The organism is Exiguobacterium sp. s194 (assembly GCF_018618275.1).
Taxonomy (GTDB): Bacteria; Bacillota; Bacilli; order Exiguobacteriales; family Exiguobacteriaceae; genus Exiguobacterium; species Exiguobacterium chiriqhucha.
This window is the reverse complement of sequence record NZ_JACSLT010000010.1, coordinates 24,877-50,556: the sequence shown is the minus strand read 5'-3', so window position 1 is coordinate 50,556 and position 25,680 is coordinate 24,877. Positions and strand designations below refer to the sequence as shown.

The window sequence follows — 25,680 nt, the reverse complement described above, 5'->3', positions numbered from 1 at the left end:
TATCACCTATAATATAGCATGTTTTGACTCGCTTGAACATCACAAAAAAAGCTCCCGCCGTCAGGCGAGAACTTTGAATCATGCGTTGACGTCGTAGCCTTGTTCTTCGATGGCTTCAATCATCGCTTGTTTCGAGATTTTATCGTTATGGATGACATCGACCCGATGGTCCTGGAGCGAGACGATCGCTGATTCGACGCCGTCTAATTCCGTCAGCGCCCCTTCGACCGCTGCTTTGCAATGGTTGCATGTCATACCTTCTACTTTTAAGGTCGTTTCATTCATGTTGATTTTCCTCCTTGTGTTTTCAATCGTAACGCATTCAAGACGACAGAGACCGAACTGAACGCCATCGCTGCCCCAGCAATCCAAGGGGCGAGTAGACCCGCCGCTGCAATCGGGATGCCCAGACTGTTATAGGCCAGCGCCCAGAACAGGTTTTGCCGAATGTTGCGCATCGTCAATGAACTCATTTCGATGGCACGGTTCACGCCCTCGATGTCTTGTCCCATCACTGTGACGTCAGCCGCTTCTAACGCGACATCCGTCCCGCTTCCGAACGCGATGCCGACATCCGCGACGGCGAGAGCCGGCGCATCATTCATGCCGTCCCCGACCATGGCGACACGTCCTTGGCGCTTCAACGCTTCGACGTGATCCGCTTTCTCGACCGGTAGCACCTCGGCGATGACGTTCGTTTCGGGAATCCCGAGTTGACGGGCGATATCAAATGCGACTTCTTTGCGGTCACCGGTCAAGACGTACACTTGTCTCGTCAAGGCTAGATGTTGCACGACGGCACGGCTCCGCTCTTTCAATTGATCTTGTAGACCGAACGCCGCGACGATTCCAGACTCGTCGGCCACATAGACAGGCGTCATCGCCTGCATGTCCCAGTCCGGTAAGGCGAATCCGGCTTCTTGCATCATGCGGACCGAACCGATACGTAGAGGTTTCCCATCCACGACCGCTTTCAATCCTCGACCGGCCAACTCTTCGACACGTTCAACCTGGCCGCTTCCTTCACCACGACCGATTGCCTCGGCGAGCGGATGTGTCGACTGGCGTTCGGCCATGATGGCCAACTTCAAGAACGCCGCGTCTCCGAACGTCGCCACCACTTCCGGCGTCCCTTTCGTGAGTGTCCCCGTCTTATCGAAGACAACGATGTCGACACCGTTCAACGATTCGAGTTGGCCACCACCTTTAAATAAGACGCCTTGTTCGGCGGCACGGCCTGTCCCGACCATAATCGATGTCGGGGTCGCCAAACCGAGCGCACACGGACAGGCGATGACGAGGACGGCGATCGAGGCCCGAATTGCCATATCTAAATCGTTGAACCCGAGTGTCCACACCGCGAACGTCAAGGCGCTGATGGCGACGACGATCGGGACGAACACACCCGAAATCCGGTCGGCCTGCCGCTGAATCGGCGCCTTGTCCGTTTGGGCCTGTTCGACGACGCGGACAATTTGAGCGAGCATCGTCTCGCTACCGACACGTTCGGCGACCATCAACACCCGATGTGAACGGTTAATCGTTCCGCCGACGACGTCAGCTCCGACAGTTTTCTCGGATGGGATTGACTCCCCGGTCAGCATCGACTCATCGATGACCGTCTCTCCTTCGACGATTTTCCCATCGACCGGCACTTTCTCACCTGGACGAACGACGATGACGTCACCGGCTTTGACCAAATCGATCGCGACCGAGCGTTCGACACCATCGACGAGTAAAATCGCCTCTTTTGCCTGTAACGACAGGAGCGATTTGAGCGCGTCCGTCGTTTTCTCTTTCGCTCGGGCCTCTAACCATTTCCCGAGCAATACGAGCGTGATTAGGACAGCACTCGTCTCAAAATAAAGTGACGGATGCATCGGATGGGCGAGCATCTCGAAGACGGAGTAAAAATAAGCCGCCGACGTCCCGGTCGCCACGAGCACGTCCATATTGGCCGCGCCGCTCTTCAAACTCTTATAAGCACCCTTATAAAACTGGGCCCCAATCCAAAACTGGACCGGCGTGGCGAGTGCGAATTGCCACCACGGGCTCATCAGCCAATCGGCCTGGAACGTCACACCTGGGATGTGCGTAATCATGACGAGCAGAAGCGGTGCCGACAACAGCGCCGAGATGAGCACTTTTCGCTCGAGCGGGCGCAGGTCGTGTTTTGGCGTCAGTTCCGCCTTTCGTTCTGCACCGTAACCGATTTTTTCAATGCGGGCGATCAGTTCGTCTTCGGTGATGCCGTCGTCGACGCGAATCGTCGCCGTCTCGAGCGGCAAGTTGACGGTCGCTTCAACACCGTCCATTTTATTTAACACTTTCTCGATGCGGGCCGAGCATGCGGCGCATGTCATCCCTTGAATCGACAGTTCGACGGTTTTCATCGGAACACCTCCTTACTTCTTGATGCGGCTGACGATTGTCATCAATTCGTCAATGTACGGGTCCATGTCTTCCGTTTCACTCGCATGGACTAAACATTTACGCATGTGACGTTCGAGCAGTTGCATCTCGACTTGTTTGAGTGCCGCTTGAATGGCTGACGTCTGGGTCAAAATGTCGACGCAGTAGCGGTCGCTCTCGACCATCTTTTGAATCCCACGTACTTGTCCTTCGATCCGGCGCAGCCGTTTGCTGAGCGCTTCACGTTCTGCGTCTTCACGCGGAACGATTGGTTGGTCATGCATGAATTCTTCCATGATTATCACCTCACCACCAATATACCCCTACCCGGTAACGGTGTCAAATCTTTTGAACAAAAAAAGGACGACTGATTTCGTCGTCCTTCTCTCCCGTCAATTGCGTTGGAATTGCTCGCTCTTCAAGACGGTCCGTAAAATCTTCCCGGTCGTGTTCCGCGGCAGCTCCTCGATGATCTCGATGTGCGTCGGCTGTTTGTACTTCGCCAGTTTCGTCGCCGCGAACGCTCGGATCTCGTCGAGCGTCACCTGTTCGTCTCGCGTGACGATGAACGCTTTGACCGCTTCCCCTTGTTCGGCATCCGGTACCCCGATGACGGCTGCTTCGACGATGCCCGGATGTTGATAAAGCACTTCTTCGACTTCGCGCGGATAGACGTTATAGCCCCCGACGATGACCATGTCCTTCTTCCGGTCGACGATATAAAAGTAACCGTCTTTGTCACGTTTCGCCAAGTCGCCTGTATAGAGCCACCCGTCGCGAAGCGTCATCGACGTCTCTTCCGGTAGTTTATAATAGCCTTTCATCACGTTCGGTCCACGGACGATCAGTTCACCGACCTCGTCGATCCCGACCTCTTCGCCGAGTTCGTCGACGACCTTGTTCTCGACGTGGACGATTGACGGACCAATCGATCCGGCTTTCCGCTCGCCGTGGAGCGGATTGAAACACGTGACCGGTGACGCCTCGGACAGACCGTATCCTTCGAGAATCTTACACTCGAACTTTTGCTCGAACGATTCGAGCAACTGTACCGGCAGACTCGCTCCACCGGATACGAAGACGCGGACGTGCTTGAGCGCCGAAGCGTATGCTGGAACTTTCATCGCCGTCTGCAACAGGAAGTTGTACATCGTCGGGACACCGGCAAAAATGCTGACGCGATGTTTTGGGACGAGGTCGAACACGTCCTGCGGTGAGAATTTTGGCAAGATGACAATCGTCGCCCCGCGCAGGAGCGGTGCGTTGACGATGACCGTCAAACAGAAGACGTGGAACATCGGTAAGGCGGCGAGCGCTTTGTCTTCCGGCGTGATCTCCAAATACTCCCCAATCGAATGGGCGTTCGAGAACAAGTTGAGATGTGTCAACAAGGCGCCTTTCGGTTTCCCGGTCGTCCCGCTCGTATACAGGATGACAGCGACCTCTTCCTCATCGACTTCGACCACTTCAACTTTCGTCGTCGCGAACGCCTCGCTGAACGGTAAGAACTCGATGTCCCCATCCCGCTTCAACGCCGGTACGTCTGCATACGGGACCGAGATGACGAGTCGGAGTTGCGGTAATTTCGTGAGTGCGGCTTCCGCTTGCGCGACGAGCGGCGACAACGCGACAATCGCTTTCACGTCGCCATCGAGCAAGATGTAGGCCATCTCGTCCGGTGTGTATGTAGGGTTGATCGGAATGACGACCCCACCTCGGGCGAGCACCGCGAAATACGAAACCAAGAACGCGGGGCTGTTGCCGAGGACGAGCGCGACGTGGTCGCCTTGACCGATGCCTTTTTGCTCGAGCGTCGCCGCCATCGCCTCGACTTGTCCATAGAACTGTCCGTAGCTGACCGTGTCTTCCCCAAACACGTAGGCCGCCTTGTTCGGATGCGCGGCCACAACGCCTTGTAGTGCCGTGACTAAGTTTGCCATGATAATCCCCCTTTGAAAATGAATGACTATTCACTTTTGAGCCGTAAAAAAGAGCACGGCAGCCGCGCTCTTTTTCAGTTATCTTCATTGTACATGAAACGCCTCAATAAGAAAACGCTTTCAAGTCCATCGTCTGCAAATGATACAATCCGGTCCGGCTCTGTACGTGCACGAGCGCCTGTAACGTCTCATCGTCCATGAGCAAGTCGTCCATCAACTTATGGAGCGCCGACTGTTTCGCTTCCGTCGTCGCCGTGATGAAGAAAATCGCTTCGGCCCGAATACTCTCTCCCGCAATCGTCTGCATCGCAAACGGTTGATTGAGATGCAACAAGGTGATGCCGTCTTGTTTTGAGACGTGAAGCGGTACATCGACGACAGCGACCGGTACGGCGACATCGGTAACGCCCGACGGGATCGTCCGCTCTTGCTCCGTCACGACGCGCGCGAACGTGTCATTGACGATACCTCGACCTTCGAGTTCAAGTCCAATCGCTTGGACGGCGAGATCAAATGTCGGTTGCTCCGTCACCCACATCAAATTCGTGTCCATCCATTCGGTGATAAATCGATACATATCGTTTCCTCCCATTGGTTGACTCCATCTCACGAAAGCGCTTGCACTGATTATGATACGCCTCGCCGGAACGACACGCAACGGTCCAGACAACCTGTCACGAAAACGCCAAAAAGAAGGACCTCTGTAGGGAGGCCCTTCTGCATGAAAACCCGCTTCAGCTAATGAGATCGACGAGTTCTTCGAGCTCGACGTTGCCGAAGTAATGTTTGACGTCAAGCTGTGACAATTGTTCCCGAATCGCGCCGCGTTCGAACCGCGTTCCGACGAGGGCTTGTTCGACGTCATGGATATCCCCGACACCGAAGAAGTCCCCATAGATTTTCGCTTCCGTGATTGTACCCTTGTTAACGTTCAAGCGGACGTCAATCGTACCGATCGGGAATCGACGTTTCGACTCGACATCAAACTTCGGCGATTTCCCGAAGTTCCAGTCCCAGTTCGCATAGCGCTCTTTCGAGATATCCTGAACAATTTCCCAGTCCTCATCGCGAAGCACGTAACGTTCTGGTTCCTGTCCGTCATAAATCGAATGGAGCAGCGCCTCGACAAAGTGCTCCATCGCCATCTCTTCTTCTAAGAACTCCGTGATGTTGGCGACACGGCTACGGACCGACTTGATGCCTTTTGAACGCATCTTCTCTTCCGAGACGTTGAGCGAGTTGACGACTTCCTCGATGTTCGAGTTGAACATGAGTGTTCCGTGGCTGAACATACGGCCGCGCGTCGTGAACTGAGCGTTACCGCTGATTTTCCGTTCGCCGACTTGGATATCGTTACGTCCCGTCAACTCCGCCTCGACGCCGAGCTGCTTCAAGGCGTCGACAATCGGTTGCGTGAACTTCTTATAGTTGTTGAACGAGTTGCCGTCATCTTTTGTGATGAAGCTGAAGTTCAAGTTGCCCTCATCATGATAGACAGCACCGCCGCCCGACAAACGACGGACGACGTCGATCCCGTGCTCTTCGATATACTTCAAGTTAACTTCTTCTGATGTGTTCTGGTTCTTGCCGATGATGATCGACGGGCCGTTAATATAGAACAAGAAATAATCCTCATGCTCGACGTTCAAATGTTTGAGGATATACTCCTCGACCGCCAAGTTGAGTTTCGGATCCCGGATATCCGGGTTGAAAATAAATTTCACAGTAGGTTCCTCCTAAGGATAATCGTTAATTGTATTATACGAGACGGCGGCCCGGCGCTACAACTTGTTTACTTCCATTCCCCGTTCATGACGCGCTTCAATGCGTTCGCGACGCCGTATTCGTCATGACGCTCTGTGACGTGGTGGCTAATGGCAATCAAGTCTTCGTGACTATTGCCCATCGCGATTGCTTTACCGGCCACCTCAAACATCGGGACATCGTTCAAGTTGTCCCCGATGACGACCACTTCCGATAAATCGAAGCCGAAATGCTCGGCCAATTTTTTGACGCCGTGCCCTTTATCGGCCCCGTTCGCCATGACTTCGATATTGTCATTGCCTGAAGACGTAACGTAAACGCCTTCCACGCGCTCATCGATTTCCTTCCACAGTGAGGACATCTTCTCGAAATGACTCGAAAAAGCGATGAATTTATAGACGCGTCCGGCCTCATTCTTGATGAAATCCTCGATGTCTTCGACGAGACGGACGTCCTCGTTGACGTAATAACGTTTTTGGAAGAACTCATACATCTCGAGCGACCGCTCATCGCCGTTCTGCTTCAAGTTCTCCATCGTCGCATCGATCAAATCGAGTCGGCTCGCGACGAGGCCCGCCTCTGAATACATTTCATAGAAGACGTCCGAATATTTGTGGTCTTGATGCAACACCGACACGACTTCGAGCGCTTCTTCTGTCGTCAAATCGATTTCATGAAGCACTTCACCCGTTTCCGTCAGCACGCGACCGCCGTTCGAAGAGACGATCGGGCACGTGAGGCCCACCTCGTCGAGAATCTCTTTCGCGTTGAAGTAATTGCGTCCCGTCGCAATCGCAAAGCGAATCCCTTGTGCTTCTGCCGCACGGACGATTTCTGCCGTCTCGGGTGCAATTTTCGTGTGGTTGTGCAGGATCGTGCCATCCATATCGGATACGAACAATTTGTACGTTGTCATCAACATCCACTCCTCTTTTTCTGTTTCGCTTATAACTATAACAAAAAGAGAGGCCATCGGAATAATCCGACACCTCCCTTCACGAATCTTTAACCTTCTTCTGCGAGCGCTTTGATTTGTTCATGGACGCTCTTGATGCAGTCTGGCATGCCGATTCCGTCATAGGCGATGCCTGCGAGCAAGATCCCTGGATAGACGCGGCCCATCTCGGCGCGCAACGCGCGGACCCGGTCGGAATGGAAGACGGCGTAAGGTGGCAACCCGTCCCGGAGCCGGCTGACGACCGTCTCGAGCGGCGCTGCTTTAATCGTCATCAAGCCGCCAAGGTCACGTAACGCCGTCGCGACAATCTCCTCATCGGACGCATCGACGATCTCATCGGCGTCCGGACGTCCGAGAAAGACGCGCAGGACGTGATACCCTTCCGGCACGGCATGCGGCCATTTTTGGTCGATGAACGTGCACGCCGTAATCGTCACATCCGCCTCTTGGCTCGTGACGAAGCCCGTCCCGACGAACGGCAGCTCGATATCGTCTTCTTTGAATACGAGCGAACACGTCGCTGTCGCGTGCGGTTTCATATCCGCGAGAAAATTACTGTCGACTTTCGGTAAGAACTGACGGATGAGCCGGGGCGGGACCGTCAAGATGAGGTGGTCGGACTCGATATCGCCTCGATTCGTCAGCAGGCGATAGCCGCCTTCAATCTCCTCGACTTGTTCGACCGAACAGTTCAAGATGATTTCGGTGCGCTCTAGTCGCTCGGCAAGACGATCAGTGAGCGACTTCAATCCTCGCTTGAGTGAAGCGAACTGTCCAACTTTCTTGGCGCCGACTTCCGCGACCCGTTGTTCAGGACGCAAGTGACGCATCCCTTCATACAAGTTCCCATGTTTCTTCTCGCCTTCGATAAACTGTGGGAACGTCGACAAGGCGCTCATTTGATCGATGTCTCCCGCGTAAATCCCGGAAAGAAGCGGTTCGATCAGCCGGTCGACGATCGGGTCCCCGACCCGTTCACGCAAGTACAAGCCAAGGGAGACGTCCGTTTCCGGTGCTTCGACGTCCGGTGGCGATAAGAGCATCGCCCGGAGTGCGGCATGTTCTTCGTCCGATAAGAGTGTCGTGTCCTTGAACGCATCGACGTCGAGCGGGATGCCCATGACCGTCTGTTTCGGAATCGGATGCAGCCCGTCATGATGGAGCACGTACGCTTGACCGACCCCGTTTCGGACGATTTCATCGCCGAGACCGACGTCATGAATCAAATCCGTCATCGCTGTCTTGCGGAACACGTACGAGTCGGGCCCTCGTTCGACCGCAAATTCCCCCGTTTCAAACGTATCGATTTTTCCGCCTAACCGTCCGCTCGTCTCGACGAGCTTGATCGTGACGTCGTTCGGTAAATAACGCTCGGCATAAAAAGCGGCGGTGAGACCTGTGATCCCACCACCGACAATCGTTACATTACGCATGATGTACAATCACGCTTTCCATGCGATCGGCGATGGCTTCAATGAAGCTCCGCTCCGCGTTTGGCATGTTAGGACGCGCGTAGTGAACGCCGAGGCGGTCACAGACGACTTTACATTCCACGTCGTTATCGAAGAGCACCTCGAGGTGATCCGCGACAAATCCGACCGGCGTGTAAACGAACGCTTCATAGCCATGCTTTTCATAAAGTTCAGCCGTCAAATCTTGGACGTCCGGCCCGATCCACGGGTCAGGCGTGTTGCCTTCCGACTGCCAACCGACCTCATAGTTCGGTACGCCCGCCGCTTGGGCGATTTTGTCAGCCGTTTCTTTCAATTGATCCGGATACGGGTCGCCACCTGCCAAAATCTTCTCTGGCAGACTGTGCGCCGAGACGATCAAGCAAGCCTTCTCAGCCGGCACCGGCAAGTTCGCGAACGTCGTTTTGATGGCTTCCGCCCACCAATTGATGAATTTCGGCTCATCGTACCACGATTCGACCGAACGGATCTCGATGCCGTATTTCGCGGCTTCTTCATGCGCCCGTCCGTTGTACGACTTGACGCTGTATGACGAGTAGTGCGGGGCCAATACGACCGAGACCGCTTCTTTGATGCCGTCGTTCGCCATTTGCGCGACCGCGTCTTCTACGAACGGTTCGATGTGCTTGAGCCCGATATAGAGCTTGAAGTCGATTTCGCCCACGTGGCGCTCGTTCAAGATGTCACGGAGCGTCTCCGCTTGATCGATTGTGATTTTCGCGAGCGGCGACACGCCACCGATGGCCTCATAGCGCTCCGTCAAGTCTTGGAGTGCTTCCGGTGAAGGCTTGCGGCCATAACGAATGTGCGTATAGTAGCGCTCGATATCTTCAGGTTTGTACGGTGTCCCATAAGCCATTACGAGTAATCCGACGGTTTTCATAATGATTTGCCTCCCATTTTTTCACGTGAGTAGTCATGGATAAATGCTGTCAATTTGACGAGCACAGACGGATCGACTTCCGGGAACACCCCATGTCCCAAGTTGAAGACGTATCCAGGTTGTTTCATCCCCTCATCGAGGATTTCTTTCACTTTCGCTTCGATGATCGGCCACGGAGCCAGCAAGAATGACGGGTCAAGGTTGCCTTGGACCGCTTTCGTGATGCCGCGGTCACGCGCTTCTTGAATCGACAGACGCCAGTCGAGTCCGACGACGTCGAGCGGCTGGTCTTGCCACTCTTCGACGAGATGGCTCGCTCCGACACCGTGCATGATGAGCGGGATGTCGAGCTTGCGCAACTCGGTGAAGATCCGTTCTGTCGTTGGTTTAATATAACGAACATAATCTTTGCGGCTAAGCGTCCCGACCCATGAGTCGAACAACTGGAACGCTTGGATGCCAGCCTCCGCCTGCGCCGTCGCATACGTGATGACCATGTCGCCAAGCTTCTCCATAAGTGCGTTCCATACGTCCGGCTCAGCGTACATGAGCGCTTTCGTCCGATGGTAACTCTTCGATGGGCCGCCTTCAATCATATAACTCGCGAGTGTGAACGGTGCGCCCGAGAACCCGATGAGCGGGACTTCCAAACGTTCCCGAAGCAAACGGATCGTCTCGAACACGTACGAGATGTCGTCCGTGTTGAGCGGTTTTAAGCGTTCCACGTCTTCCATCGTCCGGTACGGGTTATCAATGACCGGACCGATGCCGCTCTTGATTTCCACATCCACGCCCATCGACGGGAGTGGCGTCATAATATCTTTATACAGAATGGCCGCGTCGACTCCTAGTTGTTTTACCGGGAGCTCTGTCACGTAGGCACACAATTCGGCATCATGCGTGATTTCGAATAATGTCCTCGTTTTTTTGATCTCACGATATTCTGGTTGGTAGCGTCCGGCTTGGCGCATGTACCAGACGGGCACATAGTCTGTCGCCTCTCCTTTAAACGCCTTCAAAATAGTATCGTTCATACGTCGCGTCATTCCCCTCTATAATTCTCCTACACTCTTCTTCTATAGGTATGTGAACTCAAAAACATTATACAGAAATTAATTAGAATAATGCTAATGTGAAGCATTTTCATTGTGTTTTCTTTGTGTCATTTCTTTGGCGGATACGTGCGGAATGCCGAATTGAGCTGACCACGAATCAAATCGTCACGCTGTTTCGTCGACAAACGCTTCTCGCGATCTTTAATGTCTTGAATCCGCCAGCCGTCTTCAAGCTTCGAGGCCACATCAATTAATCGTTCCACATCATGGAAAGAATATTTACGTGAACCGCCTTTTGTCCGTTCTGGAAAGACGAGCCCTTTTGACTCATAATAGCGGACTTGTCGCTCCGAAAGTCCCGTCAGTTCAGTAATGACGCCCATTCCAATTACTTTCTTCGACTTATAGTCCATCGCTCGTCCTCCTCCCTCACAAAAAAACTATGTCAGATAATCTGACAAATTGCAATCCAAGTCGAATTTTTCGTCTTACACTGAAAACAACTTTTGAATCACCAATCGAAAAAAAGGAGGAATCGCAACATGGAAGACATCTTATATTATATGGACACGCTGTTCGTACTCATCGCCGCTTTGCTCGTCCTGACGATGCAACTTGGATTTGGGTTGCTCGAGACGGGGACGCTCCGGGCTAAAAACGCCGGGCACGTCGCAGTCAAACAAATCATCAGCCTCTCTGTGGCGGCACTCGCCTTTTGGGCTGTCGGCTTCGGCCTCTCATTCGGGGACGGGACCCGCTGGTTCGGGACGGAAGGATTCTTCATGAACGGATCGTTCACGAGCCTCGATTGGGCCAACGTCTCAATCGACATCAAATTCTTGTTCCAGTTGTCATTCGTCGCCGTAGCGCTCGCCATCGCCTGGGGCGGGTTCGCAGAACGGGCTAAACTGTCTGCATACGTCTTGTTCGGCGTCTTCTTCGTCGCCATCCTGTATCCAATCGTCGCCCGCTCTGTATGGGCTGGTGGACTTCTCGGGACAATGGGCATGCAAGACTTCGCCGGTTCGGCTGTCGTCCACCTTCAAGGCGGAATGGCTGCCCTTATGGCCACCATCATCTTAAAACCACGTCGTAAAACGGAATCACTCGCCGGTCATAACCACGTCTTGACGGTCGTCGGTGGACTCGTGCTCTGGCTCTGCTGGTTCGGTTTCAATGCCGGATCGACGATGTCGGTCGCGGACGGCTTCTTCGGTTACGTCGCTCTTACGACGATGCTCGCCACGGCTGCCGGCGCTCTCGGCGCTCTCGCCGTCGTCATGATTCACAAGAAAACGGCCGACATCCCGACAATCGTCAACGGTGTCCTCGGGGCACTCGTCGCCATCACCGCTGCCTGCGCCTTCGTCGAACCTTGGGCCGCCATCGTCATCGGTGCCCTCGCTTCGATTGCCACGTACGGTACGAGCATCCTCATGGCGAAATATATTGACGATCCGCTCTGCGCCTTCTCGGTGCACGGTGTCGCGGGAATCATCGGGACGCTCGCGCTCGGATTCTTCGCCTCGCCTCGCTTGGTCGAGATCACAGGCATCGGTTCGGCCGGCCTCTTCTACGGCGGCGGCTTGACTCAACTCGGTGTGCAAGCACTCGGCGTCTTGATTGCGATGGTCATCGCCGGTGGCGGTAGCTACGCCTTCTTGAAACTCCTCGACGTCACGATCGGTCTTCGTGTCACGGAAGAACAAGAAGAAATCGGCCTCGACATCGCCGAGCACGGTGTATCCGCATACGGTGAAGTCGAGACAGAACCTGAAACTCCGGCACGTCTCCCGAAAATTCTCGGGTCGAGCGTATCGGTCATGTCACCAAAAAAATAACGACAACAGTCAGGGACACCCAATGCGGGTGTCCCTGTTTCATGTCAATCGACTCAAGTAGTATCGGACGACCAGGTACGCGAGTCCGAGACCGACGAGCGCGTCCCACGTCGCCCCAAACAAGAGCGAGGCAACGCCGAGGGCGAGCAGTTGCGCGAACAATAGCCGCGTCGCCCACCATTTATAGGCGACAAGCCGCTCGGTACGTGTGATTGGCAACCACGACGCCATCGACACGGTGTCGAGCCGTTTAAATAATGGCACGAGCTGGAGCGCCGTCAACCCGACGAAAAGCGGGACGACCAACCCGACATACCATCCACCCGAGAGCCACATGACAACGAGCGCGACGGCGGAAAGACGCAACACGAGATCGAGCGAATCGTTCGACCGCATGACCCGGAGCCCGTACACGTATCGGGCGGCATCGGCCCGTTTCAACACCGACCGCTCGAGCAGGCTCACGATGAACGACCGTTCCCGCACGTCTTCCCGCATCGCCGGCACATCGACGAACCAACTGACGACCCGGTTGAACTGGGCTTTGCTCTTTTCTTCGAGCGTGAGCCAGTCAAGCAGCGGGATGCGCCGATTCCGTCGCACGTGGAGCAGGACAAACGGGACGAGTGCGGGCACTGGCGTCAACAACGGCACACCGAACAATACGAGGAAGCCGCTGGCGAGTGCGCTCGGCAAGACGACGTATTTAATCCCCTCCAACTTGGCGAGACGACCCGCGGCTGAAATGAGTACACTCGTGGCGAGGATGGCTCCGACTTCGACCGACGTGAGCGCTTGCGTCCGGACGAGCAGCGGCAACACGACAAGCATGACGAGGATGGCGCGGACGGCGGCAAAGACGACATTGAACAGGCGGATGCCTGTCATGAACGCTTGAATCTCACCGAGACGCGGCAATAGGAAGACTTGATCCGCTTCTTGAATCAACGTTCGGGGACGATGGCCGAGCGGAAGGAGCAACCAAATCAGCGCCACAATCCATTCACTCGGAAAAGCCGGGTCCAAATCCGTCAAAAATTGGTTATACACGAACGCCCCGTAGATGAGCGTGAAATAAAGCGTGAATAACAAGCCACCGTTCGCGACGTAGCGGCTGTATTTCACGACGTCTTCCACCCAGACGCCAAATCGTTGTTTGAATACGTTCATCGTTTCCGCTCCTCGGCCTCAATCGCCTCGACATAGATGTCATCGAGCGTGGCGTCCGGACGCAGACCGTATGTCTCGCGCAGTTGCGCGGCCGTCCCGGTCGCGATGACCGCCCCTTGGTGCAAGAAGACGAAACGGTCGCAGTGGCGCTCGGCCGTCTCTAGAATGTGTGTCGACATTAAGATGGCGCAATCTTCCTTATACTCGTCAAACAATCGCAATAGTTGACGAATCGCGAGTGGATCGAGTCCGACGAACGGTTCATCGACGATGAGAAGCGGGGACTTCGTCACGAGCGCACAGAGAATCATCGCTTTTTGACGCATTCCTTTCGAAAAGACGGACGGGAACCAGTCCAGTTGCTTCTCCATCCGCATATCTCGTGCCAATCGCTCGGTCCGGTTCGTTAAATCTGCCGCATCAATGTCATACGCTTTTCCGATCAACGTCAAATGTTCACGTAACGTCAGCGTGTCATACAAAATAGGGGTCTCGGGTATATAGCTTATTTTCTTACGATAATTCTTTTCTGACGAGCTGAGTGTTTGACTATCGACTTCGACCGATCCTGAAATCGGATCAAGCAATCCTAAAATATGTTTGATTGTTGTCGATTTTCCGGCTCCGTTTAGCCCTATCAGCCCGACGAGCTCACCTTTTTTTACATCAAATGAAATATCGTGCAACACTTGTTTACCTATATAACCGCCATTCAAATGGTCGACGTGCAACATGAAAAATCCACCCCTCATTTTCAACTTTTTTTTGTGATATATGTTTTAAAAGCTGTCACATGGGAATAATCTGAACTGTAAGGCATTTTAAAACTTATTCATTACTTCCATTGTTCCATAAAATTGTTAGTGAGAACAATGGACAAAACAGAAAGGAGAATGTTTTTATGGGTTGGATTATCACTTTAATCGTCGGGGGTATTATCGGTTGGTTAGCAGGTCTTATTTTAGGTAAGGATGTACCAGGTGGCGTCATCGGGAACATCATTGCTGGTATCATCGGTGCTTGGCTCGGTGGCCTCATCTTCGGAGACTTCGGTCCTGCAGTTGGCGGCATCGCGATTATCCCAGCACTTCTCGGTGCGATTATCTTGATCTTGATCGTATCGTTCGTTATGAAATCAATGAACCGTAAACGTTAATCTACGGCTCACGTAAAAGGGACCCTCGCCGAGGGTCCCTTTTTTTGTCATGTCAAAATGAGATAGATGGCTTCATCCCGCTCGATGAACCGTTTCTCGCTCTGTAAGCGCAAGAACGTGAAAATCGACTCGAGCAACGTCCGGTCGTAGAGCCATTCGAGGCCGAGGTCCGTGTCGACTTTTTCATTCGGTTCGCCCAAGAGCGCGAGCAGGTCGTCGGGCCGCTTCTGTAAATCGATATCAATGCGATCGACCCGGCCGTCGACAAACCGGAGCTCCATCCCATCATAGCGCCAGACGTCGCCCCGTTCCATCGGTTCACCAATCTCGTCGACGACTGTCTGTTCCCGTTTGTTCATGAGCGCCTCAAGCGTCTCGATCGAATGACCGGTTTGCGCTTCGACCTCGATTTCAATCAATTCGGCCCTCTCGAGGTCGAATTGTCCGGCCACCGTCTCGTCCTGGTCCGGCAACAAGCCAAACGCCAGTTGTGCATCTTCCGTCAACGTCACGGCCTCGGTCTCGGTCACCGTTTCCCCATCGACGACGGCGACGGCTTTGACGTCGTAGCGGCCTGGCATGCGAACAATCTCAACTGCTTCGCCGGCCTCATCAATCCGTCCCTCCTGCACCCCGTCGATCCAAATATTTGTCAGCGGAACGTCTGCAGACGTCCGCAACGTCTTTGGCAACAACTCAATCCGATAATCCGCAAAGCCGAACCGCCCTTCGCCCGTATCGACGAGACGGAACAATCCATCCGTCTCCATGCCTTGTGCCCGGTCCGACCGGTCCTGCGCCACTTCCGAGATGGCCTCGCCGCGAATCGACTTTTCTTCATTCAACCACCCCATGAACCGGAGCGCCTCAGCTCGCGTGAGCGGTTCTGATTCATATTCGACATTCTCCTGGAAGAAGCTGACGTCTTCGGTCAACAAGGCGTCCTTGAAGCGAACGTGAATCTTGTCGTTGGCGGCAGCCGGTTTATATCCCCATTGATAGAAAACACCGACCGCGAGGCCGACACCGAGCGTCACGAGGAGCCCGAGGTAGATATTTCTTCGCCGCGACGGTTTCTTCGATCGTACATACGCCATCCGTTCCCTTCCTCTCTCTACTTGCTATTGGTTTCAGTGTAAGGGGCATCGTCTGTCCGGACAATCGTTCTTCCGCCCGAATTTCCATGTTATGATGAGATGGATTAGTCATTCATGAATGGAGGAGTCAGCATGCACACTGAGGACAACTGTATCTTTTGTAAAATCGTCAACAACGACATCCCGTCGTATAAGGTATACGAGGATGACGCCGTCGTCGCGTTCCTCGATATCTCTCAAGTCACGAAAGGGCATACGCTCGTCATTCCGAAACATCATGCCCGTAACATCTATGAATTGCCGGCCGACGTGGCCCGTGACGTCTTCCAAGCCGTCCCTGCCGTCGCGAACGCGATTCAGCGTGAAACAGGTGCGATCGGGATGAACGTGTTGTCTAACGCCGAAGCGATTGCCGGACAGACCGTCTATCACTTCCACATCCACCTCTTGCCGCGCTACGGCGAGGCGGACGGGTTTGGTGCCAAGTGGGAAACGCATCAAGACGCGTACTCATCTGACGACATGCAGGCGATCGCCGCCGGCATCAAAGCAAACCTGTAACGAACAAATGGACCGCCGCCTGTTGAGCGACCGGTCCATTTTTTGTCTTGCGCCTCATGACGAGTTGATTGAATCGAGATGGCGTTTCCGCTCCTCTTCGATTTGGGCACGCTCGACTTGTAATTTAATCGCCTGCTCGTATAACTGTTGCCGCGATTTGACAGATTCCGCTTGTTCGAATTCTTTTCTTAACAAATTTAGACGGGCGTCTATTTCAATCAGTCGCTTTTCAAGCAAAGTTTGTTTCCGCGTCTGTTCATTATGTTCCGACGCTTCATATCCCGCCTCGAGTGCTTCCATTATTGTCTGTGCCCAAGGGTCATCTCCCAGTCGCTTGGCCGCGTTATACAGGTCTAACATGTCATCAACCCAACGCTTTTGCATATTCACTGGAGGTCACCTTCCTTTACCTACAGTTTAAAATAAAATGATTTTTCGGTCAAAATTGAATGTTCTGAAAAATTTTATTTAAGATATAGGTTTTTAATCTCTCTTTTTTGGTAAAATAATATGAAAAGAATGTATTCTAGTATGAGTGTGCTCGAGGAGGGGAATGTATTGTCGAATCACAATCGTCGCGATTGGGTTGCTTTCGGCTTTGTCGTAGCGTTTCTAGGAGCTGTGACCGTGAAAAAACTCGCCCGTGGAACGGCGAATGACGCGGCGGCCAATCAACACCGAGCGTCTACAATCACTACGTTGAAAGAACAATTCCAAAAAGTCGCTAAAGATGCGTCGCAAGTTGCGGCGGCAGGTAAGTTACAAGGAAAAGAATTGACAGATCAAGTGAAAGCCGAAGTCGAACGCTATCAACAAGACATTCAGCCTTCAATCGAGCGGATCCAAGGAAACCTAAACGAGCTTTCGAACGTACAGTCAGATGCGACCGAAGCGAAAGCGGAAAAGGCCAACTGACCGGTCTGTCGTCATCGCCCGTCGTTTTAGTCACATTGTATCGGAAAGGATGGATCGACATGGAACACGAAAAAGAATTCACTGGCCCTGAGGCCATGCTCTATAGTCATAAAATCATTCAACTTAGTAAGGCACTGTGGAAGACGGTCGAGAAAGACTGGCAAAATTGGATTAAACCGTTCGACTTGAACATAAACGAGCACCATATTTTATGGATCGCTCACGCCCTCGGCGGCGCCTCGATCTCAGAGATCGCCAAATATGGGGTTATGCACGTATCGACGGCGTTCAACTTCTCGAAGAAGTTAGAAGACCGCGGTTTGCTCACGTTCTCGAAAAAGGAGACGGACAAACGAAATACGTACGTCCAATTGACGCCTGAAGGTGAGGCGCTCTTGCTCGAGACGATTCATGCGTTCGATCCGGAAGAGAACGGCGTCTTCCGCGCCTCGCTCCCGCTCCAAGAATTGTACGGGAAATTCCCGGACTTGACGGACATCACCGCAATCGTTCGCCGCTTGTATGGCGACAACTTCATGGACATCTTTGCAGAAACGTCGAAGATGATCACGGAAGAAGCCGGACGTCGCCCTGAGGACGACGAGATCAGTAAAGAAGCTTGACCTGCCGATACAGCGGTTCCGTGACGTCTAACGCCATCCCTTGGCGCACACACGCCGCGAGAATCGTCTCGGCCTCTAAATGAGGATGAAGCATCCCGACGAAATGAACGAGCAAAGGCTCCACGGACGACAGCCCGTAGCGCATTTGCTCGTTTTGTCGTTCTCGGATATCATCAAGCAACGCGAAAAACGCAACGACGTCTTGCCGTGTCAGATTCGCCTTGAGCACCTCATGTTCAAAGGGCCGCTCCGACCAATCGACCGCCCCGAGCAACAGTTCCATTTGAAACGATAATTGATTGATTTTCTCTTCTAACGACACGTTCTCCACCCCATCATTTCACATTCTCTTTCATCATTATACGACACGTTTCTGTGCTATGATACTACACAGGTAAGAGAACAGCTGTTATCATTAACAAAATGTGGTATAGTCGGATTTAGAAACTTATAGATTTATAGGGGTGGAATATATGTCAAACGGAATGACGAATGAACCGAACAAACAGAATAAGAAGTTTTCAACAGGCGCCCTCGTCGGCGCATCAGCGATTGCACTTCTCATCGGTGTCGGCGGCACGTACGCGGCGACAAGCGGCGGGTCTTCTGACAACTCTCCAGTTGTTTCATTTGAAGGCGGCGAAGTGACGCGCGGCGAAATCGCCGACATGAGCTACGACCGCATGGTCCCACAACTTGCGTTCCAAGAAACGATGAACGAATTGCTTGAAAAAGAGTACGGCGATAAAGTCGAGCAAGAAAAAGTCGACGAAGAGTTCAGCAAGACCGAAGAGCAGTTCAACTCGAAAGAAGAGTTTGAGCAAGCGATTCAACAAGCCGGCATGACGAATACGGACGAGTTCAAAGAAGCGCTCCGCGGTCAAATGCTCGTCGATGCTGCGAAATCAGAACTCGTCGAAGTCACAGACGAAGATATCGAAGCACAGTTCGCGAAAGAAAACGTCGAAGTCAAGGCGAGCCATATCCTTGTCGAGACAGAAGAAGAAGCACAAGCGATCATTAAAGAATTGAACGACGGCGGCGACTTCGCTGACATCGCGAAAGAAAAATCGACAGACACAGGTTCTGGTGAAAAAGGTGGCGACCTCGGTTACTTCTCAGCCGGCGCCATGGTCCCTGAATTTGAAGAGTACGCGTTCCAAGAAGACGTCGTTGGCAAAGTTTCTGAGCCGGTTCAGTCACAGTTCGGCTTCCACGTCATCAAAGTCATGGACCGTAAAGAAAAAGACCTTAAACTCGAAGACGAGAAAGATCGCATCCGTGAAGCATTGGCGACTGAAAAAGCCGCTTCTGTCGACGCGAATAAGATTTATGCCGAGTTGATCGAGAAATATAACGTCGATGTGAAAGATGCGAAAGCATCGACACAGTTCGATGCTGTGAAAGACGCTCTTAAAGCGGAAGAAGAAGCTCCGGCCGAGGAATCGACTGAGAAATAAGCAACAAGTGAGTGGCACCGTCACTCACTAACTGAGTAAAAAAGAGGCCCCCTGCCGCGATTTGTTTGCGCCAGGGGGCCTCTTTTCATGCATATGGTCAGTGATTCAACTAACAACTAAGAATGATTATCTTGGATTTGATGTTTTCCTGTTCTGTTCGTCATTGGTCAAATCTATATAAAACCCTAAAATAGAAACATATTTTATAATGACCGTTCCACCCGTCTGCGTATAAAATTCACGCTCGTAGTTTTGCCAAAAGTAGGCGTCTCTCTCACTATAACTTTTGAATGTTAGCTCTCCATACTCTTCGCTATAATAAGTTATTTCGTGTGCTGGATACATGTGATACTTCCTCTGTAAGAAACTATCTTCTTTAGTTAAGTCTATATATGTTTGAAGAAGAAAAACAATAAGCAGCAAAGCGATCACTTTTCTAAAAATCGACATTCATTTTTGCCCCAATCTTAAATGCTTCATTCCTATTAACCAAACCAAGCCTGTGAGAAATTCACTGAAAAAAATTCGTTTCATAGTACTTACCAGAATAGAACAGGAATGCTAATCATCTTCAATTGAATTTGAATCATAAACTTTAACTATTCCGAAGTTATGGTGCTTCTTACAGTTTAGGTTTATAAAATGCCCGGTTATCGAGCGCCATGACCCGTTCTGTGAACGTCCCTGGCTCGACGCCTTCGAACGCCTTATCGAACATGTTCATCCGGGCATCGATGTTGTCGATAAAGAAGAGCATCTCGGCTTCCGGGAGCTGCGGCGCGTTCGCCGACCCCCACTCCGGTTTCCCGTGATGGCTGAGGACGAGGTGTTGAAGCAACGTCACGACTTCACGGTCGGTGCCGAGCTCGCGTGCCACGACTTCAATCTCTGATGCCATAAGCGACAAGTGCCCAAGCAGTTTGCCTTCGAGCGTATATTCCGGTGTGATTGCGTCCGACAACTCGATTACTTTCGCCAAGTCGTGGAGCACGACGCCTGCAACGAGCAAGTCCCGATTCAATTGCGGATACAGGTCGCACATCGTGTCAGCCAGCTTCAGCATCGACAGGACGTGGAACGCAAGCCCTGAATAGACCGCATGGTGATGGCGCACCGCTGCCGGATACGTGAAGTAAGCTTCCTCGTTCCGGTCGACGAGCGCCGTCACGAGTTGTTTCATCCCTACGTGCTCCATCGCCTCGATATAGCCGCGAATCCCCGTCTCGAGTTCTGACTTCGGCACTGGGGCCGAGCGCACGTATGGCGCGATGTCCGTCTCACCTTCGATGATGGAGATTTGTTTCAACTTCAACTGGGTCCGGCCACGGTAGTCCATCACTTCCCCGGAAGCATGGACAATCTTTTTCGTCGCATATTTGTCCGTATCGGCACTGTCCCATACTTTCGTCTCAATCTCCCCGCTCTCATCGCATAGGATGAGCGTCAAATATGGTTTGCCGTTGCCGGCGAGTCCACGATACGATTGTTTAATCATCACATATTGGTTCAACGTGTCGCCCACTTTGAGCTGACCGATTTTAGTAGTCGTCAAAAAAAGCACCTCTCTTCTTGTCAGTACCTACATCTTAACGAAAGTTCAGGTCAGATGCCAACTTTCTAAGAAAAGCGGGAATACTTGAGAGAGAAGCATATTGGGGGAATGGAAGATGAATTGGAATTGGTATACACGACCAGAAGAAATTGTACATGTCGACAATCACTATGAGGAAGCGTACACGTATTGGCTCGAACAATTGACGACGGCGAAAGTGACAAAAATCATCGTCGAACGCGATTATATGTACGGATCGCTCACGCTCGATTATGAACAGTTGGAACGCGAACCACAAAAAATCGGGCACTATTTCGTGACCCGGGACTTTTTATGGACAATCGGGTTTGATGAGCTGTATTGCGAGACGGTGGCCGCGAAGCAGTATGACTCGCCAATCGAGGCGTTCTATGACCTGCTCTCTGAAAAAATGGACTATTATTTTCATGGAATCGATGAGTATGAAGAACGCTTGATGATGACCCAGCGTGAGATGAGCGGCCAAGTCCCGCCTGAATTTATGAATGAGATTTTCGGACTCCGCAACGAGATTGAACGATGGTCCGACACCGTCGTCCCATATCGTGAATTGCTCATGGCCGGACGTGAGGCGTTCCTCGATGTCGACTTAGATGAATTGAAAGCCTATCGCCTTGCCACGTATCGGGTCGACCGGCTCTTGACGCTGATTGAACATTACCAAGAGGATGTCATCGCGTTAACCGACCTCGCCTCGACGCTGTCGAACTTTCGCGGCAACGAGATTATGAAGGCGTTGACCGTCTTCACGGCGTTAACGACACCAGTCGTCGCCTTCGGTGCCATCTGGGGCATGAACTTCAAAGCGATGCCTGAACTGAAGTGGCCGCTCGGTTATCTGTTCGCCTGGATGATGATCATGCTCTTCACAGGCTTGGTCTATGCGTGGTTGAAACGGAAGAATTGGATTGGCTCGCTCTTACAGTTCCCGAATCAAGTCCACAATCAAAAACGTCTAGAAAAACAACGGAAAAAGAGAAAACAGTAAAAAAACGAACAAAAGTTCGGTATACTGAAAGGAGCAGCTGCCATAGAAAGGTGATGTACATGGAACGATTGATTATCCACGTTGATATGGACGCGTTTTACGCCTCGGTCGAACAGCGGGACCGTCCTGATTTACGTGATAAGCCTGTCATCGTCGGTGGCGCCCCCCACAGCCGTGGTGTGGTCGCCACCTGTTCGTATGAGGCGAGAAAATACGGGGTGCACAGCGCCATGTCGTCACGGCGTGCGTTTGCGCTCTGTCCTCAGGCGACATTCGTCAAACCGCGCTTTCACGTTTATCGGCACGTCAGCCAACAAGTGATGGCGATTTTCAAGTCTATCACGCCGCTCGTCGAACCGCTCTCGCTCGACGAGGCCTATTTGGATGTGACCGAGAACACACTCATGAGCACGTCCGGCCCTTATATCGCGCGCTATATCCTCGGGGAAATCAAACGCCGGACGGGACTGACGGCCTCGGCCGGAGTCGCCCCGTCGAAGTTCGTGGCCAAGATCGCCTCAGGATTCAACAAACCGAACGGACTGACTGTCGTCGAAGCAGCCGATGTCGAGTCGTTCCTCGCCCCGCTCCCGATCACGACGATGCACGGGGTCGGTAAAGTGACGGCCCAAACGCTGTTCAAGCACGGCTACCATACGATTGCCGATTTACAGCGTGCGCAACCTGAACAACTGAAGGCCATTTTCGGATTCGACCGTGGGAGCCAACTATATGAACTCGCGTCCGGTCGTGATAACCGTCCCGTCGTCCCGACGCGGGAACGAAAATCGATTGGCTCCGAGACGACGTTCGCGTTTGACCTCGATGACCCGGAGGAAGTATACGAACGGGTCGTCCCGGAAATCGAAGACGTGCTCCATCAACTCGACCGACGCGAACTCAGTTGCCAGACGGTGACGATTAAAATCAAGACGAGCGAGTTCCAGGCCAGGAGCCACCAAATCAAACTGAACCATCCGACGCACGACCACGACGAGATTAAACGGCTCGCCCGCCGCCTGTTCGACGAGATGGCGATCACTGAACCGGTCCGCTTAATCGGGATGACGGTGTCCGATTTGATCCCCCGGACTGAGACGGCGCGCCAGCTCACGTTCGAGGAGCTGACGAAACCTTCGCTTGAATAATGAATGGTCATTCAGTACAATGGAAGTAAAGGGGGGCGAACGGATGGAACAGTATACGATCACAGCGTTCGAGAACGACGGCACGGTCGTCTTGAACGATTCATTTACTGCGGCAAGCGATGACGAGGCGAAAACGAAAGGACTCACGTTGCTTGAGGAAGCCGGGCACCTCCATAAAGGGGCCCGCATCGCACGTCGCGGCCAACTGATCTACTTCGAGCGCTGTAAACTGCCAGGAAAACTGAAAGGCACGGCCTCATAACAGAAGCGCCTCGGGAATCCCGAGGCGCTTGTTCATTCACTATATTTGGCTTCCCACTCGCTGCGCCACTCCATGTAATCGGGATGCAGCTCTTCCGCCGTCTTCCCATCGAGTGAATAGCTCGCTCCGGTAAGCGGCTCGGCCGAATCCGGATATGACGTCCCGCCGATGATCTCGCCGTCCACCATCATGACCGAGACGTTCGTCTGGCCGAGTTCTGCAACATCATCGAGCGGATGGTCGCGGACGATAAAACGCTCTTTCCGAATATCACGTCCGATATAGTCATCCGGCGGCGTCGTCTGCACCTCCCACGTACTGCGCGTCGGCAACTCAAGCAAATCCGCCTTCTCAAAGCTTAACGTTCGATCCCCTTCATAAGAGACGACGTCATAGCCTTGCTCCTCTAAGTACGCCTTGGCCACTTTGGCGTCCGCCCCGAGCGTCGGTGCCGGTTGATCGCTCTCATTCGAGCAGGCCGCAAGCAAAAACACAGCCAAAATCATCCCAACTCGTTTCCACATTGTCTCTCCACCTCACCGTTTAGCATTTTTTTACATATTCGGCAGATTGACCAACATGTCCTTCAAAACGGAAAGATGAGTAAGATCGTGAAGATGGCGATGACTGCCGTCACTACTTGCAACGGCAAGCCGACTTTGACGAAATCAAAGAAACGGTAGCCGCCGATTCCGAACACCATCGCATTCGTCGGCGAACCGAACGGGGTCATGAACGCGAGCGATGCCGCAATCGCGACGGCGACGACGAACGGGACGGGGCTCACTTGAAGCGCCATGGCGAGCGATACGGCGAGCGGTGCGAACAAGACGGCCGTCGCCGTATTCGAGATGATTTGACTGAGCGCCATCGTCGCGAGGAAGATGGCGACGAGCACCCAGACCGGTCCGTCTTGACCGAACGAGTCGCTGATCCACGTGACGAGCCAGGCCATAATCCCGGCATTGTCGAGTGCTTGACCGACGGGAATCATCGCGGCAATCAATAACAACGATGACCACTGAATCGAGTCATAGGCGACATCCATATGCCGCACGGCTCCGGTGAGCACCATGGCCAGTGCTGCGAGCCATACCGCCACAGTCGGGTCGACCCACTCGAAGACGAGGAGCGTGACCATCATGAGCATGATGAGACCCGCTGCCAGCTGATGACGCTCGGACACGGCCCGGTTCGCGACATCGGTCACCCGCTCATTGGCGAGCAATAGGGACGTCTCGTCCCCAGCTCGTTCTAAGTCACCCCACTCCCCTTGCGCGACGAGCATATCTCCACGCTCGAGCGGAACGTCTTTCAATCGTGTGATGGCAATCTCTTCGTTCGGACGGATGACTTGAAGCACGTTCAACCGATATTCGTTGCGCAAGTGACTATCCGATAAACAACGGCCGACGAGCGGGCTATCCGTTGGGATGGTGAAGACGGCTACGCCGGCCGCTTTCCCATAGACGGACTTCAAGTCGACGTGTTCGACCGTCACCCCTTCCCTTCCGGCAATTCGCCGGACATCCGCCTCTGCTCCGCTGACATACACTTGACCTTCAGTGAGACGCGTATCCGCACGTGCTGTGACAAAGCGGTGCGTCATGCCTTTTTGTTGTTCGCCGACGACGATTAGACCGTCTCGTGACCAATTGACGTCGCGGAGCGTCCGCCCGATTAAAGGGTGCCCTTTCGAAAGGGATAAGGCGAATAGGCTCACATGCGGCACCGCCAAGCGTGGCATCGTCGCGGCGCGCACATCGCTCGTACCGAGCAGCCGATTGCCGATGACATAGAAATAGAATAAGCCGATGACTGCCATGACGAGCCCAATCGGTAAGAGCGCGAAAAAACCGAGCGTGCCAGCGGACGTGTTCCGTAACGTCTCAGCCGCCACCAGGTTCGGCGGCGTCCCGATCAGCGTCATCGTCCCGCCGATACTCGAGAAGAACGCGAGCGGCATCAAAAGTTTGGCAGGACTCGTCCCCATCTGTCTCGACATGGCGAGGACGACCGGAATCAATAAGGCGACCGTCCCCGTATTCGACATGAGACTCGACAACAAGGTCACCGTGACCATCAAGACGAGAAAAAGACGCACCTCACTCCCTTTTGCGAACGGGATAAGCGCAGCACCTAACCGTTCGGCCAAACCTGTGTGAAATAGGCCGGCCCCCACAATGAACAGCCCGGCGATCATGAGCACGACCGAATTCGAAAAACCGGCCATTGCTTCAACCGGCGTCAATTGATTCGTCAAGACGAGCAACAAGAGACCAATCAGCGCAACCAAGTCGGCTCGGAGCCAGCCTCCAATAAACCCGATAATCATGATCATTAAAATCACTAAGGTGACCATCACGTCCACCCTTCCTTGTGAA

Annotated in this window: 29 protein-coding genes; 9 read left to right on the top strand and 20 right to left on the bottom strand. The window is 53.1% G+C overall.

Annotated features, from left to right (window positions below; translation table 11 throughout):
* Window positions 1-78 precede the first annotated feature (78 nt).
* From copZ to KNP85_RS12795, 11 genes are all read right to left on the bottom strand, one after another.
* Window positions 79-285, bottom strand: coding sequence for a copper chaperone CopZ (copZ, locus tag KNP85_RS12845; protein WP_021066696.1), 207 nt, complete (start codon window positions 283-285; stop codon window positions 79-81).
* Complete coding sequence (locus KNP85_RS12840; RefSeq protein WP_214803350.1) at window positions 282-2,393, bottom strand: heavy metal translocating P-type ATPase; 2,112 nt, start codon at window positions 2,391-2,393, stop codon at window positions 282-284. Before KNP85_RS12840 ends, copZ begins: the two co-directional genes overlap by 4 nt.
* Before the next feature lie 12 nt (window positions 2,394-2,405).
* Window positions 2,406-2,708 (bottom strand): metal-sensitive transcriptional regulator, encoded by a 303-nt coding sequence (locus tag KNP85_RS12835; RefSeq protein WP_021066698.1) that lies wholly within the window; start codon window positions 2,706-2,708, stop codon window positions 2,406-2,408.
* A gap of 96 nt (window positions 2,709-2,804) precedes the next feature.
* Window positions 2,805-4,352: a long-chain-fatty-acid--CoA ligase gene (locus KNP85_RS12830; protein WP_214803347.1), complete on the bottom strand. Its 1,548-nt coding sequence runs from the start codon at window positions 4,350-4,352 to the stop codon at window positions 2,805-2,807.
* A gap of 103 nt (window positions 4,353-4,455) precedes the next feature.
* On the bottom strand, window positions 4,456-4,929 hold the full coding sequence (locus tag KNP85_RS12825) for a PTS sugar transporter subunit IIA (RefSeq protein ID WP_214803344.1): 474 nt from the start codon (window positions 4,927-4,929) through the stop codon (window positions 4,456-4,458).
* Window positions 4,930-5,086: 157 nt separating this feature from the next.
* Window positions 5,087-6,076, bottom strand: coding sequence for a lipoate--protein ligase (lplA, locus tag KNP85_RS12820; RefSeq protein WP_214803341.1), 990 nt, complete (start codon window positions 6,074-6,076; stop codon window positions 5,087-5,089).
* A 68-nt stretch (window positions 6,077-6,144) separates the two neighbouring features.
* Window positions 6,145-7,032: a Cof-type HAD-IIB family hydrolase gene (locus tag KNP85_RS12815; RefSeq protein ID WP_251136295.1), complete on the bottom strand. Its 888-nt coding sequence runs from the start codon at window positions 7,030-7,032 to the stop codon at window positions 6,145-6,147.
* Between the two features lie 89 nt (window positions 7,033-7,121).
* Entirely contained in the window at window positions 7,122-8,507 is a 1,386-nt protein-coding gene (gene hemG, locus KNP85_RS12810) for a protoporphyrinogen oxidase (RefSeq protein ID WP_214803336.1), read from the bottom strand.
* Entirely contained in the window at window positions 8,500-9,429 is a 930-nt protein-coding gene (hemH, locus tag KNP85_RS12805) for a ferrochelatase (RefSeq protein ID WP_021066704.1), read from the bottom strand. The genes hemG and hemH overlap by 8 nt, the downstream gene beginning before the upstream one ends.
* Window positions 9,426-10,475 (bottom strand): uroporphyrinogen decarboxylase, encoded by a 1,050-nt coding sequence (gene hemE, locus KNP85_RS12800; protein WP_021066705.1) that lies wholly within the window; start codon window positions 10,473-10,475, stop codon window positions 9,426-9,428. The genes hemH and hemE overlap by 4 nt, the downstream gene beginning before the upstream one ends.
* Window positions 10,476-10,591: 116 nt before the next feature.
* On the bottom strand, window positions 10,592-10,897 hold the full coding sequence (locus KNP85_RS12795) for a MerR family transcriptional regulator (protein ID WP_021066706.1): 306 nt from the start codon (window positions 10,895-10,897) through the stop codon (window positions 10,592-10,594).
* A 129-nt stretch (window positions 10,898-11,026) separates the two neighbouring features.
* Between KNP85_RS12795 and KNP85_RS12790 the strand changes: the two genes are divergently transcribed.
* Window positions 11,027-12,325 (top strand): ammonium transporter, encoded by a 1,299-nt coding sequence (locus KNP85_RS12790; protein WP_035385685.1) that lies wholly within the window; start codon window positions 11,027-11,029, stop codon window positions 12,323-12,325.
* Window positions 12,326-12,364: 39 nt separating this feature from the next.
* Here the strand turns inward: KNP85_RS12790 and KNP85_RS12785 are convergent, their stop codons facing one another.
* Together KNP85_RS12785 and KNP85_RS12780 are read right to left on the bottom strand one after the other, a co-directional pair.
* Window positions 12,365-13,495, bottom strand: a complete 1,131-nt coding sequence (locus KNP85_RS12785) for an ABC transporter permease (protein ID WP_029595972.1) — start codon at window positions 13,493-13,495, stop codon at window positions 12,365-12,367.
* Window positions 13,492-14,229: an ABC transporter ATP-binding protein gene (locus KNP85_RS12780; protein WP_029595973.1), complete on the bottom strand. Its 738-nt coding sequence runs from the start codon at window positions 14,227-14,229 to the stop codon at window positions 13,492-13,494. Before KNP85_RS12780 ends, KNP85_RS12785 begins: the two co-directional genes overlap by 4 nt.
* Window positions 14,230-14,396: 167 nt before the next feature.
* On the opposite strand from KNP85_RS12780, the gene KNP85_RS12775 reads away from it, so the two are divergent.
* Window positions 14,397-14,651: a GlsB/YeaQ/YmgE family stress response membrane protein gene (locus KNP85_RS12775; RefSeq protein ID WP_021066710.1), complete on the top strand. Its 255-nt coding sequence runs from the start codon at window positions 14,397-14,399 to the stop codon at window positions 14,649-14,651.
* A gap of 47 nt (window positions 14,652-14,698) precedes the next feature.
* Here the strand turns inward: KNP85_RS12775 and KNP85_RS12770 are convergent, their stop codons facing one another.
* Window positions 14,699-15,748, bottom strand: coding sequence for a hypothetical protein (locus tag KNP85_RS12770; RefSeq protein WP_214803333.1), 1,050 nt, complete (start codon window positions 15,746-15,748; stop codon window positions 14,699-14,701).
* Window positions 15,749-15,880: 132 nt separating this feature from the next.
* On the opposite strand from KNP85_RS12770, the gene KNP85_RS12765 reads away from it, so the two are divergent.
* A complete protein-coding gene (locus KNP85_RS12765; RefSeq protein WP_214803330.1) occupies window positions 15,881-16,309 on the top strand; it encodes an HIT family protein in 429 nt (142 codons plus the stop codon).
* 54 nt (window positions 16,310-16,363) lie between these two features.
* Here the strand turns inward: KNP85_RS12765 and KNP85_RS12760 are convergent, their stop codons facing one another.
* On the bottom strand, window positions 16,364-16,693 hold the full coding sequence (locus KNP85_RS12760) for a hypothetical protein (RefSeq protein ID WP_235045179.1): 330 nt from the start codon (window positions 16,691-16,693) through the stop codon (window positions 16,364-16,366).
* A gap of 174 nt (window positions 16,694-16,867) precedes the next feature.
* Here KNP85_RS12760 and KNP85_RS12755 point away from each other — a divergent pair, with 174 nt between their 5' ends.
* Window positions 16,868-17,224 (top strand): hypothetical protein, encoded by a 357-nt coding sequence (locus tag KNP85_RS12755; RefSeq protein WP_021066714.1) that lies wholly within the window; start codon window positions 16,868-16,870, stop codon window positions 17,222-17,224.
* A 59-nt stretch (window positions 17,225-17,283) separates the two neighbouring features.
* Window positions 17,284-17,847, top strand: a complete 564-nt coding sequence (locus KNP85_RS12750; RefSeq protein WP_021066715.1) for an HTH-type transcriptional regulator Hpr — start codon at window positions 17,284-17,286, stop codon at window positions 17,845-17,847.
* Here the strand turns inward: KNP85_RS12750 and KNP85_RS12745 are convergent.
* Complete coding sequence (locus tag KNP85_RS12745) at window positions 17,831-18,169, bottom strand: DUF1878 family protein (protein ID WP_236355805.1); 339 nt, start codon at window positions 18,167-18,169, stop codon at window positions 17,831-17,833. The two genes, KNP85_RS12750 and KNP85_RS12745, sit on opposite strands and share 17 nt — an antisense overlap.
* Before the next feature lie 151 nt (window positions 18,170-18,320).
* On the opposite strand from KNP85_RS12745, the gene KNP85_RS12740 reads away from it, so the two are divergent.
* Window positions 18,321-19,307 carry a peptidylprolyl isomerase gene (locus KNP85_RS12740; RefSeq protein WP_214803328.1) on the top strand — a complete coding sequence of 329 codons (987 nt, stop codon included), beginning with the start codon at window positions 18,321-18,323 and terminating at the stop codon, window positions 19,305-19,307.
* 126 nt (window positions 19,308-19,433) lie between these two features.
* Here KNP85_RS12740 and KNP85_RS12735 read toward each other — a convergent pair whose 3' ends face one another.
* A complete protein-coding gene (locus KNP85_RS12735; protein WP_214803325.1) occupies window positions 19,434-19,652 on the bottom strand; it encodes a hypothetical protein in 219 nt (72 codons plus the stop codon).
* A gap of 277 nt (window positions 19,653-19,929) precedes the next feature.
* The gene (locus tag KNP85_RS12730; RefSeq protein ID WP_051627804.1) at window positions 19,930-20,802 is read right to left on the bottom strand and encodes an HD domain-containing protein; all 873 of its coding nucleotides are present in this window, start codon (window positions 20,800-20,802) and stop codon (window positions 19,930-19,932) included.
* 172 nt (window positions 20,803-20,974) lie between these two features.
* Between KNP85_RS12730 and KNP85_RS12725 the strand changes: the two genes are divergently transcribed.
* The 3 genes from KNP85_RS12725 to KNP85_RS12715 are packed head-to-tail and all read left to right on the top strand — an operon-like array spanning window position 20,975 to window position 23,296.
* The gene (locus tag KNP85_RS12725) at window positions 20,975-21,886 is read left to right on the top strand and encodes a magnesium transporter CorA family protein (protein ID WP_214803320.1); all 912 of its coding nucleotides are present in this window, start codon (window positions 20,975-20,977) and stop codon (window positions 21,884-21,886) included.
* Window positions 21,887-21,945: 59 nt separating this feature from the next.
* Window positions 21,946-23,034, top strand: coding sequence for a DNA polymerase IV (dinB, locus tag KNP85_RS12720; RefSeq protein ID WP_021066720.1), 1,089 nt, complete (start codon window positions 21,946-21,948; stop codon window positions 23,032-23,034).
* A gap of 43 nt (window positions 23,035-23,077) precedes the next feature.
* Window positions 23,078-23,296 (top strand): YhzD family protein, encoded by a 219-nt coding sequence (locus KNP85_RS12715; protein WP_021066721.1) that lies wholly within the window; start codon window positions 23,078-23,080, stop codon window positions 23,294-23,296.
* Between the two features lie 32 nt (window positions 23,297-23,328).
* Here KNP85_RS12715 and KNP85_RS12710 read toward each other — a convergent pair whose 3' ends face one another.
* Both KNP85_RS12710 and KNP85_RS12705 read right to left on the bottom strand, forming a co-directional pair.
* Entirely contained in the window at window positions 23,329-23,820 is a 492-nt protein-coding gene (locus KNP85_RS12710; protein ID WP_214803318.1) for a hypothetical protein, read from the bottom strand.
* A gap of 62 nt (window positions 23,821-23,882) precedes the next feature.
* On the bottom strand, window positions 23,883-25,658 hold the full coding sequence (locus KNP85_RS12705) for an SLC13 family permease (protein WP_251136296.1): 1,776 nt from the start codon (window positions 25,656-25,658) through the stop codon (window positions 23,883-23,885).
* Between the last annotated feature and the right edge of the window lie 22 nt (window positions 25,659-25,680).

Excerpts from the sequence above, each read along its gene's own strand:
- KNP85_RS12780 (WP_029595973.1), bottom strand. The coding sequence starts at position 14,229 with ATGTTGCACGTCGACCATTTGAATGGCGGTTATATAGGTAAACAAGTG.
- KNP85_RS12795 (WP_021066706.1), bottom strand. The coding sequence starts at position 10,897 with ATGGACTATAAGTCGAAGAAAGTAATTGGAATGGGCGTCATTACTGAA.
- KNP85_RS12750 (WP_021066715.1), top strand. The coding sequence starts at position 17,284 with ATGGAACACGAAAAAGAATTCACTGGCCCTGAGGCCATGCTCTATAGT.
- hemH (WP_021066704.1), bottom strand. The coding sequence starts at position 9,429 with ATGAAAACCGTCGGATTACTCGTAATGGCTTATGGGACACCGTACAAA.
- hemE (WP_021066705.1), bottom strand. The coding sequence starts at position 10,475 with ATGACGCGACGTATGAACGATACTATTTTGAAGGCGTTTAAAGGAGAG.
- KNP85_RS12830 (WP_214803347.1), bottom strand. The coding sequence starts at position 4,352 with ATGGCAAACTTAGTCACGGCACTACAAGGCGTTGTGGCCGCGCATCCG.
- KNP85_RS12705 (WP_251136296.1), bottom strand. The coding sequence starts at position 25,658 with ATGGTCACCTTAGTGATTTTAATGATCATGATTATCGGGTTTATTGGA.
- KNP85_RS12825 (WP_214803344.1), bottom strand. The coding sequence starts at position 4,929 with ATGTATCGATTTATCACCGAATGGATGGACACGAATTTGATGTGGGTG.
- copZ (WP_021066696.1), bottom strand. The coding sequence starts at position 285 with ATGAATGAAACGACCTTAAAAGTAGAAGGTATGACATGCAACCATTGC.
- KNP85_RS12740 (WP_214803328.1), top strand. The coding sequence starts at position 18,321 with ATGTCAAACGGAATGACGAATGAACCGAACAAACAGAATAAGAAGTTT.
- KNP85_RS12765 (WP_214803330.1), top strand. The coding sequence starts at position 15,881 with ATGCACACTGAGGACAACTGTATCTTTTGTAAAATCGTCAACAACGAC.
- KNP85_RS12770 (WP_214803333.1), bottom strand. The coding sequence starts at position 15,748 with ATGGCGTATGTACGATCGAAGAAACCGTCGCGGCGAAGAAATATCTAC.
- KNP85_RS12785 (WP_029595972.1), bottom strand. The coding sequence starts at position 13,495 with ATGAACGTATTCAAACAACGATTTGGCGTCTGGGTGGAAGACGTCGTG.
- KNP85_RS12725 (WP_214803320.1), top strand. The coding sequence starts at position 20,975 with ATGAATTGGAATTGGTATACACGACCAGAAGAAATTGTACATGTCGAC.
- KNP85_RS12775 (WP_021066710.1), top strand. The coding sequence starts at position 14,397 with ATGGGTTGGATTATCACTTTAATCGTCGGGGGTATTATCGGTTGGTTA.
- KNP85_RS12710 (WP_214803318.1), bottom strand. The coding sequence starts at position 23,820 with ATGTGGAAACGAGTTGGGATGATTTTGGCTGTGTTTTTGCTTGCGGCC.
- KNP85_RS12730 (WP_051627804.1), bottom strand. The coding sequence starts at position 20,802 with ATGATTAAACAATCGTATCGTGGACTCGCCGGCAACGGCAAACCATAT.
- KNP85_RS12735 (WP_214803325.1), bottom strand. The coding sequence starts at position 19,652 with ATGTATCCAGCACACGAAATAACTTATTATAGCGAAGAGTATGGAGAG.
- hemG (WP_214803336.1), bottom strand. The coding sequence starts at position 8,507 with ATGCGTAATGTAACGATTGTCGGTGGTGGGATCACAGGTCTCACCGCC.
- KNP85_RS12840 (WP_214803350.1), bottom strand. The coding sequence starts at position 2,393 with ATGAAAACCGTCGAACTGTCGATTCAAGGGATGACATGCGCCGCATGC.
- KNP85_RS12835 (WP_021066698.1), bottom strand. The coding sequence starts at position 2,708 with ATGGAAGAATTCATGCATGACCAACCAATCGTTCCGCGTGAAGACGCA.
- KNP85_RS12715 (WP_021066721.1), top strand. The coding sequence starts at position 23,078 with ATGGAACAGTATACGATCACAGCGTTCGAGAACGACGGCACGGTCGTC.
- dinB (WP_021066720.1), top strand. The coding sequence starts at position 21,946 with ATGGAACGATTGATTATCCACGTTGATATGGACGCGTTTTACGCCTCG.
- KNP85_RS12760 (WP_235045179.1), bottom strand. The coding sequence starts at position 16,693 with ATGCAAAAGCGTTGGGTTGATGACATGTTAGACCTGTATAACGCGGCC.
- KNP85_RS12815 (WP_251136295.1), bottom strand. The coding sequence starts at position 7,032 with ATGACAACGTACAAATTGTTCGTATCCGATATGGATGGCACGATCCTG.
- KNP85_RS12790 (WP_035385685.1), top strand. The coding sequence starts at position 11,027 with ATGGAAGACATCTTATATTATATGGACACGCTGTTCGTACTCATCGCC.